The organism is Arthrobacter sp. ok909 (assembly GCF_900104405.1).
Taxonomy (GTDB): Bacteria; Actinomycetota; Actinomycetes; order Actinomycetales; family Micrococcaceae; genus Arthrobacter; species Arthrobacter humicola.
Genome location: NZ_FNJS01000037.1, coordinates 36,594 through 46,829, shown reverse-complemented (window position 1 = coordinate 46,829; position 10,236 = coordinate 36,594). Strand labels below are relative to the sequence as shown.

General features: G+C 67.5%; 8 protein-coding genes and 1 pseudogene. 4 read left to right on the top strand and 5 right to left on the bottom strand.

Features of this window, described 5'->3' with window-relative positions; all coding sequences use genetic code 11:
* The 4 genes and pseudogenes from BLR03_RS25000 to BLR03_RS20780 form a co-directional block, all read left to right on the top strand.
* Positions 1 to 87: pseudogene (locus BLR03_RS25000) on the top strand (twin-arginine translocase subunit TatC); the annotation flags it as partial.
* Between the two features lie 24 nt (positions 88 to 111).
* On the top strand, positions 112 to 3,021 hold the full coding sequence (locus BLR03_RS20790) for a DEAD/DEAH box helicase (RefSeq protein ID WP_091256200.1): 2,910 nt from the start codon (positions 112 to 114) through the stop codon (positions 3,019 to 3,021).
* A gap of 106 nt (positions 3,022 to 3,127) precedes the next feature.
* Entirely contained in the window at positions 3,128 to 4,801 is a 1,674-nt protein-coding gene (locus BLR03_RS20785; RefSeq protein WP_091256198.1) for an amidohydrolase, read from the top strand.
* Between the two features lie 443 nt (positions 4,802 to 5,244).
* Positions 5,245 to 5,979 carry a polyprenol monophosphomannose synthase gene (locus tag BLR03_RS20780; protein ID WP_091256196.1) on the top strand — a complete coding sequence of 245 codons (735 nt, stop codon included), beginning with the start codon at positions 5,245 to 5,247 and terminating at the stop codon, positions 5,977 to 5,979.
* Between the two features lie 111 nt (positions 5,980 to 6,090).
* Here BLR03_RS20780 and BLR03_RS20775 read toward each other — a convergent pair whose 3' ends face one another.
* The 5 genes from BLR03_RS20775 to BLR03_RS20755 form a co-directional block, all read right to left on the bottom strand.
* The gene (locus BLR03_RS20775) at positions 6,091 to 6,438 is read right to left on the bottom strand and encodes an RNA polymerase-binding protein RbpA (RefSeq protein ID WP_026266329.1); all 348 of its coding nucleotides are present in this window, start codon (positions 6,436 to 6,438) and stop codon (positions 6,091 to 6,093) included.
* Positions 6,439 to 6,850: 412 nt separating this feature from the next.
* Positions 6,851 to 7,822: an SPFH domain-containing protein gene (locus BLR03_RS20770; protein ID WP_091256194.1), complete on the bottom strand. Its 972-nt coding sequence runs from the start codon at positions 7,820 to 7,822 to the stop codon at positions 6,851 to 6,853.
* Between the two features lie 99 nt (positions 7,823 to 7,921).
* Positions 7,922 to 8,383 (bottom strand): NfeD family protein, encoded by a 462-nt coding sequence (locus tag BLR03_RS20765; RefSeq protein WP_091256193.1) that lies wholly within the window; start codon positions 8,381 to 8,383, stop codon positions 7,922 to 7,924.
* 205 nt (positions 8,384 to 8,588) lie between these two features.
* A complete protein-coding gene (locus BLR03_RS20760; RefSeq protein ID WP_091256191.1) occupies positions 8,589 to 9,542 on the bottom strand; it encodes a putative RNA methyltransferase in 954 nt (317 codons plus the stop codon).
* A gap of 137 nt (positions 9,543 to 9,679) precedes the next feature.
* Positions 9,680 to 10,120, bottom strand: coding sequence for a VOC family protein (locus tag BLR03_RS20755; protein WP_091256207.1), 441 nt, complete (start codon positions 10,118 to 10,120; stop codon positions 9,680 to 9,682).
* Between the last annotated feature and the right edge of the window lie 116 nt (positions 10,121 to 10,236).

Here is a 10,236-nt window from a genome sequence, read left to right as displayed (position 1 = left end):
CGCGAACGACGCGCCGTCAAACGCGCCGCCGAGACCGAAGCCACCGCGGACCAGGCCACACCAAGCTCCGAGCTGGAGAATCTCTAAGCCTTCGCGCATTAGGCTGGAAGCATGTCGTCACACCCCGGGCCGGAGTCGCCGTCCGAACGTTACCGCGCCAGCGTCGAGCGGGCTGCCGAAGCCAAGACCTACCTGGGCGGTTTCATCCGCTCCCTGGAATTCGAACTCGATGAGTTCCAGCGCGAGGCATGTCTGTCCCTGCAGGCCGGCCGCGGCGTGCTGGTGGCCGCCCCCACCGGGGCCGGGAAGACCATCGTGGGCGAGTTCGCCATCTACCTGGCCCTCCAGCGCGGGCTCAAGGCTTTCTACACCACGCCCATCAAAGCCCTGAGCAACCAGAAGTACTCCGAACTGGCCGCCAAGTACGGTGCCGCCCAGGTGGGCCTCCTCACCGGCGATACGAGCATCAACGGCGACGCACCCGTGGTGGTCATGACCACCGAAGTGCTCCGCAACATGCTCTACGCGGATTCGGACACGTTGGATGACCTTGGTTTCGTAGTCATGGACGAGGTCCACTACCTGGCCGACCGCTTCCGCGGCGCCGTGTGGGAGGAAGTCATCATCCACCTGCCCAGCGAGGTCCAGGTGGCCTCCCTGAGTGCCACGGTCTCCAACGCCGAGGAGTTCGGCGCGTGGCTAGATACCGTGCGCGGACAGACCGACGTGATCGTCTCCGAGCACCGCCCGGTGCCCTTGTGGCAGCACGTCATGGTGGGCCGGAAGATCGTGGACCTGTTTGCCGGCGATACCAGCTTCGACGAGATCGCACCGGCCGGTGAGAGCGCTGGCAGTGAGGCGGCTGCCACTGCTGTGACAGCCACCGCGGTCACAGCAGAGGTGCGGGCCCGGGCCGGTTTCGAGGTCAACCCGGAACTGCTCTCCATGGCACGGGCAGAGAGCCAGATGAATTTCCGCGGCCGCTTCGGCCACGGCGGCAGGAACCAGCGCCGCCAGCAACGCGGCCAGCGGGACGAACCCCAGGGCGGCCAGCGGAGCCCGGTGCGGAAGGCCAGCCGGCCCCAGGTCATCGCCAGCCTGGACCGGCAGGACCTCCTGCCGGCCATCACGTTCATCTTCTCTCGCGCCGGCTGCGACGCGGCCGTGGCGCAGTGCGTCTCCGCCGGGCTCTGGCTGACCAATGAGCGCGAGCAGCAGATCATCGCCCAGCGTGTTGACGAAGCCGCCCAGGACATCCCCTCGGATGATCTCGATGTGCTCGGCTTCTGGAGCTGGCGGGACGGCCTGCTCCGCGGACTCGCCGCGCACCATGCCGGCATGCTGCCGACGTTCAAGGAGGTCGTGGAGAAGCTGTTCGTCGACGGCCTGGTCAAGGCCGTCTTCGCCACCGAAACGCTCGCGCTGGGCGTCAACATGCCGGCCCGCTGCGTCGTGCTGGAGAAGCTGGACAAGTTCAACGGCGAGGCGCACGTCAACATCACGGCGGGGGAGTACACCCAGCTGACGGGCCGTGCCGGCCGCCGGGGCATCGACGTCGAGGGCCACGCCGTGGTGCTGTGGCAGCCCGGCACCGATCCGGCCGCCGTCGCCGGTCTCGCCTCACGCCGGACGTACCCGCTCAACTCAAGCTTCCGGCCCACCTACAACATGTCCATCAACCTCCTGGCGCAGTTTGGCCGGCCCCGCGCCCGGGAAATCCTCGAATCGTCCTTTGCGCAGTTCCAGGCGGACCGGTCGGTGGTGGGACTGGCCCGGCAGGTCCGGAGCCGGGAGGAGTCCCTCGCGGGGTTCAGCAAGTCCATGACCTGCCACCTGGGCGACTTCACCGAGTACGCCCGGTTACGGCGCGCGCTGGCCGATGCCGAGAAGATGGCGTCCAGGAGCAGCTCCCGGGCGGTGAAGTCACTCACGGAGGACTCCCTGAGCCGCTTGCTTCCGGGCGACGTGGTGGATGTTCCCTCCGGAAAGTCGCCGGGTCTCGCGGTGGTGCTCAGCTCCGACCACGAATCCAGGGAGCCCCGCCCCGCCGTCATGACGCTGGACAACCAGCTCCGCCGGATCGGCCTGCAGGACGTCGAGGGTCCGTTGTCGCCCATCACGCGGATCAGAATTCCCAAGTCCTTCAACGCCAAGGTCCCCAAGTCGCGCCGCGACCTGGCGTCCTCGGTGCGCAACGCCATCCGCGAGCACCGTCCGCCGGCGCCCCCGCGCCGCGACGAGGACTTCGGCCGGTCTGCGGCCGCGCCCAACCAGGAGAAACGGATCGCCGAGTTGCGCAGGGAGCTCCGCGCCCACCCGTGCCACGGCTGCAGCGAACGCGAGGATCATGCACGCTGGTCCGAGCGCTGGTGGAAGCTCCGCCAGGAGACGGACGGGCTGATTCGTCAGATCCAGGGCCGGACCAACACCATCGCCAAGACATTCGACCGCGTGTGCGGCGTCCTGACGAGCTACGGCTACCTGGAAACCTCCGACACCGGCGTGCTGTCGATCAGCCCGGACGGTCAGCGGCTGCGGCGGATCTACGGCGAAAAGGACCTGCTGATCTCGCAATCGCTGCGGATGGGTGCGTTCAACGACCTCGACGCCGCCGAAATCGCCGCCCTGGCCAGTGTGCTCGTCTACCAGGCCAAACGCGAGGACCGCGGCCTGCGGCCCAAGATGCCGAGCATCTCGTTGGAATCCGCCGTCGATACCGTGGTGCGCGAGTGGTCCGCCCTCGAGGACGTGGAGGAAGCCAACAAGCTGCCGCTCACCGGGGAGCCCGAACTCGGGCTCGTCTGGCCGATCTTCAAATGGGCCAAGGGCCGCCACCTCCAGGACGTGCTCAGCGGCACCGACCTGGCCGCAGGCGACTTTGTCCGCTGGGTCAAACAGGTCATTGACCTTTTGGACCAGCTCGCCGACATCCCGACCCTCGACCCCCGGATTGCGCGGCTCTGCGCGGAGGCGATCAAGCTCATCAAACGCGGCGTCGTCGCCTATTCCTCAGTGGCCTAGGCTGCTAGGCAGTACCGGCCCGCTCGCTGGCCCGCTACCGCGGCCTGCCAAGACTTTTAAACCCGCCGGCGCCACGCCGGCCACCGTTACAAGGAGTTACCGACCCATGACCGATTCGCCGGCTGCCGCAGCCCGCAAAGTCACGCTGTACCGCAACGGCTCCGTCTACACGGCGGCCGACCCTTTCGCGACCGCGATGCTGGTCGACGGCGATACCGTCGCTTGGGTCGGTTCCGAACAGGCTGCCACCTCCATTGCGGACTCTTCGATGGAGGTGATCGATCTGCAGGGCGCGCTGCTGGCCCCCGGATTCGTCGACTCCCACGTCCACCTGACGGAAACCGGTATCGCGCTCGATTCGCTGCAGCTGGCGGGCGTGCGCTCCGCCGCTGAACTGCTCGACGCCGTCTCCGCCTCCAGCGCCTCCGCTTCCAGCGCGGGCGGTACCGTGCTGGGCCACGGGTGGGACGAGACCACTTGGACCAACCCCGCGCTGCCCAGCCGGGAGGAAATCGAACGCGCCGCCGGCGGCCGCAAGGCCTACCTTGCCCGTGTGGATGCCCACTCGGCCCTGGTGTCCAGCTCCATGGCGGCGTCGGCGGGGCTGGAAGGGCTCGACGGCTTCGCCGCCGACAGCCAGGTCAAGCGCGACGCCCACACCGCGGCCCGCCGGGTGGCCCGCCAGCTGCCGGCGGATACCCTGCGCGGCTATCAGCGGCGCGCCCTTGCCGAGGCGGCCGCGAACGGATACGTGGCCCTCGCGGAGATGGCCGCTCCCCACATCGGGACGGTTGAGGACCTGCGGGTAGCCGCGGGCTGGAACAGCGCCTCCGGCGCAGTGGACAATGCCACTCATCCGGTGCCGGAAATCCTGCCTTATTGGGGCGAGCTGGCGGCCTCCGAGAATCATGCCCGGTCCATCCTGGACGGGCTGGGCGTCCCGGTTCTCGGCCTTGCCGGCGACCTCAACATCGACGGCTCAATCGGCTCACGGACCGCGTCCCTGCGTGCCGACTACGCCGATGCGCCGGGGCGCGGCAACCAGTACCTCTCCGTGGCCGAGGCGGCCGCCCACCTTGCGGCGTGCTCGCTCCTGGGCGTTCAGGCAGGCTTCCACGTGATCGGTGACGCCGGCCTGGACGCAGCCCTGGATGCCCTGGACCTGGCCGCTGCCGAGGTGGGCGAACAGCGCGTCCGCGCCGCGGGACACCGATTCGAGCACGTCGAGCTCGCGGATCCCGCGGCAATCATCCGGCTGGCCGGCTACTCCGTCACCGTCAGCGCCCAGCCGGTCTTCGACGCGCTGTGGGGCGGCGGGAACAGCCTGTACCAGCAGCGCCTCGGCGACCGCCGGCTGGGCATGAACGCTTTTGCCAGCCTCTACGCGGCCGGCGTGCCGATCTGCTTCGGCAGCGACACCCCCGTCACGCCGCTACGGCCGTGGTCCAGCGTGCGGGCGTGCCTGGAGCACACCAACCCGGCAGAGCGGATCTCGGCCCGCGCCGCGTTCCTCGGCCACACCCGGGCTGGATGGCGGGCAGCCCGCTACCGCAACCCCATGGCCGGGCAGCTGGTGCCCGGAGCTCCGGCCAGCTTCGCTGTCTGGGAGGTCGAGGAACTCATGGTCCAGGTTGCCGACGGCCGGGTGCAGTCCTGGAGCACCGACCCGCGGGCCCGTACGCCACTCCTGCCGGCACTGGACACCGGCACGGACCCCGTCTGCCTCCAGACGGTGCGCGACGGCCAGGAACTCTACGCCAGCGGAGCACTCGGCGCCTGACCGTACGGGCGACGCAAACAGCCGGCGGCCCAGAAACATTGACCCGCGGACCCGTGCCCTGAACTGGGACGATGGACAAAACGGCAGGTCACGGCTCGGTTGACAGATCGGGGTGCCGCCGTAGCATTGAGGGTCAACGGAGGGTTGCGTACGGCGCAGGCTCCGGTAGTCCCCGGTCCATTCCAGGTTGCCGCACCCGCGGGAGCTTTACTGGTCATGACCACGGGCACCCCGAGGGGGCGGGTCTACTTCGCAGCAGAAAACGGTTCCGGCGCCGAAATTTTCAGGCCCGCCGGTACTGGCCCGAAGCGGGTGGACCTGCCCGGGGCCGCCATGCGGCCCGTCACGTGCGTGCGACTCCCTATAATGGGAAGTTGCGCCTGGAAGTCTTCGACGATTCTCTGCCGGCGCACCGACCGCTCCCTTCAAGGAAAGGCCTCGCTGTGCGTGTCCTCACCATCATCCCCACCTATAACGAGCTGGAATCGTTGCCCAAGACCCTCGGTCGCCTGCGCACAGCCGTGCCCGCCTCCGATGTGCTGGTTGTCGACGACAACAGCCCGGACGGCACAGGACAGCTGGCGGACCGCATGGCCGCCGACGACAGCCAGATCCACGTCCTGCACCGGGCCGGCAAGGCCGGGCTCGGCGCCGCGTACATCGCAGGCTTCAAGTGGGGCCTGGACGCCGGCTACGACATCCTCGTGGAGATGGACGCCGACGGCTCGCACCAGCCCGAGCAGCTGCCGCAGCTGATCGAGGCCGTGGAGCAGGGCGCGGACCTCGCCATGGGCTCACGCTGGGTTCCCGGCGGCAGCGTCGTCAACTGGCCGCTCTACCGGCAGGCCATCAGCCGGGTCGGCAGCACGTACGCCCGGATCATGCTGGGCGTCAAGATCAAGGACGTCACCGGCGGCTTCCGTGCCTTCCGCCGGACGACGCTCGAGAAGCTGAACCTGGATGCGGTGGACTCGGTCGGCTACGGCTTCCAGGTGGACCTGGCCTGGCGCGTGGCCAAGCTCGGCCTGACGATCGTGGAACGCCCCATCACCTTTGTTGAGCGTGAACTCGGTGCATCGAAGATGAGCGGCAACATCGTCATCGAAGCCATGATCAACGTCACGAAGTGGGGCCTGACGGCCCGCTGGAACAAGCTCAGGGGCAAGAAGGACGCCTAGCGGCCGGGAGACGGCGCCGTCCCGGAAGCAGACCGCCCACGAAAAGGACCGGGCCCGCATCACTAGTGATGCGAGCCCGGTCCTTTTTAGCCGGTGGTATCAGCTGGCCGTCTAGGCGGACCGGCGTTCGCCGCGGCGTTCGCGCAGGATCGTGAGACGGTCTTCGAGGATCTGCTCAAGCTCGGGGAGGCTACGGCGTTCCAGCAGCATGTCCCAGTGCGTGCGCACTGCCTTTTCGTTGCTGTTGACGGGGCGTTCGCCGTCCACCAGCAAGGCCTCCTTGCCCGTCTTCGAAACCCAAACCGGGGGGATTTCGGCTTCCGAGGAGAACGTCACAAACACCTGCTCGCCGTCCTCGCAACGGTATTCAACCCGCTGGCGCGGAGCCGGTTCGACGCCGGATTCGGTCTCCATGCTCTGTGCGCCAAGGCGCATACCCCGCAGGCTGCGATCGCTCATCTTTTCTCCCTCTATTCGGTTCGCAGGGTCCAGCCCTGCGTTATCCGGGGACCGTCAGGCGCCGGACTTCTGGTTGCACTGTGCTGTACCGCGAGTGACCCGCTGACCGGGCCGGATGACAGTCACCAGTGACAAAAACTGTTTGGCACGTCATTGGAATCAACGCTGTACGAAGCGTTTTTGTTCCGGACGGCTGAACCGGCCGGACAAATACTCAAGTATACGGCAGTGGGGCACACGAGGTAAAGCGAGTAGCCGGGCGGCGCGGACCGCGTAAGGAGTACCCGCCTGGTCCTGCCTTAATCGGCGGGCCCCCACGGCCGGGCCTGAACGACCGGGCCATGGGGGCCTGCGGGGACTGCCTGGAACCGTGATGCGGGCGGTGCCCGAGGATCCGGAAGGTGCCGGGCGCCTAGGCCCGGCTTCCCGGGGTGTCGACTCCGCCGGGCGCGGCCAGCGGATCGGGATCCGTCGCCGTCGCCGTCGCCGTCGCGGGAGCCGGGACCGGTGCCGGGCCGGTACCCAGGACGCTCCCGATCCCCTTGAGTGCGTCGCCGACCTCGCTGGGAATGATCCACAGCTTGTTCGACGAGCCCTCGGCGATCTTCGGGAGGGTCTGGAGGTACTGGTAGGCCAGCAGCTTCGGGTCCGGGTTGCCCTTATGGATGGCGTCGAAGACCTTCTGGATGGCCTGCGCCTCGCCATCGGCCCGCAGGATCGCCGCCTTGGCGTCGCCTTCGGCCTTCAGGATGGAGGACTGGCGCTGACCTTCGGCGGTGAGGATGGCCGATTGTTTAGTTCCTTCCGCGGTCAGGATGGCGGCGCGGCGGTCGCGTTCGGCCCGCATCTGCTTCTCCATCGAGTCCTGGATCGAGTGGGGCGGATCGATGGCTTTGAGCTCCACCCGGGAGACGCGGATGCCCCATCGTCCCGTCGCCTCGTCGAGCACTCCGCGGAGCTGGCCGTTGATCTGGTCGCGCGACGTCAGCGCTTCCTCCAGGTTGAGCCCGCCGACCACGTTGCGCAGTGTTGTGGTGGTGAGCTGTTCCACGGCCTGGATGTAGTTGGCGATCTCATAGGTGGCGGCCCGGGCATCGGTGACCTGGAAGTACACCACGGTGTCGATCGAAACCACCAGGTTGTCCTCGGTAATGACGGGCTGCGGCGGGAAGGAAACCACCTGCTCGCGGAGGTCCAACAGCGGCAGCAGGCGGTCCACGAACGGAATGAGCAGGGTGAGGCCGGGATTCAAGGTGCGTTGGTATTTGCCCAGGCGTTCAACGACGCCGGCCCGGGCTTGCGGAATGATCCGGACCGACCGGACCAGCACAATAATTACGAACGCAATCAGTACCAGCAGCACAATTGCGATTGCGATATCCATACATCACCTATTCCCCAGTTGTTTGATTTTGGTGTCGCTGTGGCAGATCCGCGGCGGTGCGGCCCGCTGCCGGTGCCGGCAGGATGTCCTGCCGACGCTTTATTGGATGGCAGATTCCGGCTGGGGGGCCACGATCGCCGTGGCACCGTCGATGGCGCTGACCACGGCCTGCTGGCCGGGGGAGAGCACCCCGGATTCGGACCGGGCGCTCCAGACATCCCCGCCAATCTTGACGAGGCCGCCGGTCTCGCTCACTGCCTCCATGACGAGGGCGGATTCGCCGATAAGTCTTTCGATGTTGCTGCGCTGGTCCGCCGGGCCCTTGTGGAGATGCTTGAGGGCCACCGGCCGGACAAAGCCGATCATCAGCAGGGACACAACGCAGAAGACGATGATCTGCAGCCACAGATCGGCGCCGGCGAAGTCCGCCACCAGTCCGGCGAGGGCACCTCCGCCGAGCATGATGAAGAACAGGTCCAGGGTGAGCATCTCGACCACGGCAAACAGGAGGAACAGCGTGAGCCACAGCGCCCACCAGTTCTCGACCAGCCATACAGACATCAATTCCCCCTTGAGTTCCGGGAGCTGAAGGCACAGCTCCTCAGTAACTGTCTTTCCATCCTAAACTGAAGGGCAACGGCTGAACCCGGGCGCCGAAAATTGATGGACAACGTGGCCAAGTCGTTACGTGCCGGGCTGATTCGCCGCGTCGGGGAAGGTTAAGCGGAGCGGACGAGGCGCGGGCGTACCGCGGCGTCACGCCGGGTCAGCTCCCGGGAACCGGTTCGAAGACGCTGATCCGGAATCGGGCCGAGACGGCGGTGCGCGGCGGAAGTCGGGCCTCAAGCGCCGCGAGGGCGGCCCGGTCCAGATGGTGTCCGGCCGGACCCATCAGGGCAAGGTTGGTGACGTCGCGCGGGCTCAGGGACAGCGCCAGGTCCAGATCCCGGGCCCCGACGGGAGCGAAGTGCGTGCCCAGGGATGCCGCGAGCCGCTCGTCCTTGGCCGGTTCGATCCCCAGCATCCCGGTCTGTCCGGCGATCTCGGCCAGGTGGCCGGGCCGGGGCGTGACCACCACGAGGCGGCCGCCGGGCCGGAGCACCCGGGCGAACTCCGGCGCGTTGCGCGGCGCAAAGACCACCGTAACGACGTCGACGGCGTTGTCCACAACCGGAAGCGGCTGCCAGACATCCCCGGCCACGTTGAGGGCTTCCGGGTTCATCCTGGCGGCGCGGCGCAGCGCGAACTTGGAAATGTCCAGGCCGATGGCCGCGGCCGAAACACTACCCGCCGGAGGGCGCTCGGCGTCCGCCCCCTCAGATTCGGCCCTGTCCGGCTCAAACCTGCCCGGTTCAAACCTGCCCGGTTCAAACCTGTCCAGTAGTGTCCTGAGGTAGTGGCCTGTGCCCGTTCCGGCATCCAGCACCGTGGGCCGCCCGCCCGGTGAAGCTGCGAGCGCCGGCAAGGCCACCTCGGCAAGGGCATCGGCCAGCGGCTGATAGTGCCCTGCGGAGAGGAAGTCGAAGCGGGCCGCGACCATGTCTGCGCTGTCCGCCTCAAATACCGTCCCCTTGCCGACCAGAAAGTTGAAGTACCCCTGCTTGGCGGCATCGAAGCTGTGGCCGGCGCCGCACTGCAGGGTCGTGGCGCCGGCGTCGCTGGGCCGGAGGCTGGTCCTGCACACCGGACACAGCAGGGGGAAGTCGGGGGCGGGAGGCATACCTTCATCCTAAGCGCGGATTCCGGGGGCGCTGCGCGGAATCAGCCCTGCGGAATCAGCCCTGCGGAATCAGCCCTGCGGAATCAGCGTTGGGGGATCGGGGGTAGACCGGAGGCAGCGCCGCTGGGATCGCCGCGTCAGCTGATCCGCTCAGCCAAGGCCACGACAATTCCCTCCGGACCCCGCACGTAGGCCATGCGCCAGACGTCCTCATACTGGCCGATGCCACCGACCAGCCCGTACCCCTCCCCGGCCAGCCGATCGACGTGCCCCTGAAGATCATCGACCTCGAACGCAACACTGCGCAGCCCGAGTTCGTTGGCCATGGCGGCGGGCGATCCCGGCTCGGAGTCGGGCCGGACGAAGCTGGAAAGCTCCACCCCTGTACCTCCGTCAGGCGTTCGCAACATCACGATCTCTGTACGGGAATCAGGGATCGCTATGACCGTGTCGATGAACTCGCCCTCCACGAACGTCCGGCCCTCAATCTCGAGACCAAGTCCAACGAAGAACGCTGTCACCTTGTCGAGGTCCTGGACCGTGACGCCGACGTGGTCGAACCGCATGATGCGCGACATGAGCAAAGCCTCCAAGTGTTCGTTCCAAACCGCCCAAGACCGAGCCTACGGTGGAATCACGACGCGAGAAACACTCTCGAAATGGGAGCCGATCGAAGGGATAAGACGTGCCGGCG

What these genes read in the sequence shown, in the direction of transcription:
- BLR03_RS20790 (WP_091256200.1), top strand. Translation starts at nt 112, where the DNA reads ATGTCGTCACACCCCGGGCCGGAGTCGCCGTCCGAACGTTACCGCGCC.
- BLR03_RS20785 (WP_091256198.1), top strand. Translation starts at nt 3,128, where the DNA reads ATGACCGATTCGCCGGCTGCCGCAGCCCGCAAAGTCACGCTGTACCGC.
- BLR03_RS20775 (WP_026266329.1), bottom strand. Translation starts at nt 6,438, where the DNA reads ATGAGCGATCGCAGCCTGCGGGGTATGCGCCTTGGCGCACAGAGCATG.
- BLR03_RS20770 (WP_091256194.1), bottom strand. Translation starts at nt 7,822, where the DNA reads ATGGATATCGCAATCGCAATTGTGCTGCTGGTACTGATTGCGTTCGTA.
- BLR03_RS20765 (WP_091256193.1), bottom strand. Translation starts at nt 8,383, where the DNA reads ATGTCTGTATGGCTGGTCGAGAACTGGTGGGCGCTGTGGCTCACGCTG.
- BLR03_RS20760 (WP_091256191.1), bottom strand. Translation starts at nt 9,542, where the DNA reads ATGCCTCCCGCCCCCGACTTCCCCCTGCTGTGTCCGGTGTGCAGGACC.
- BLR03_RS20755 (WP_091256207.1), bottom strand. Translation starts at nt 10,120, where the DNA reads ATGTCGCGCATCATGCGGTTCGACCACGTCGGCGTCACGGTCCAGGAC.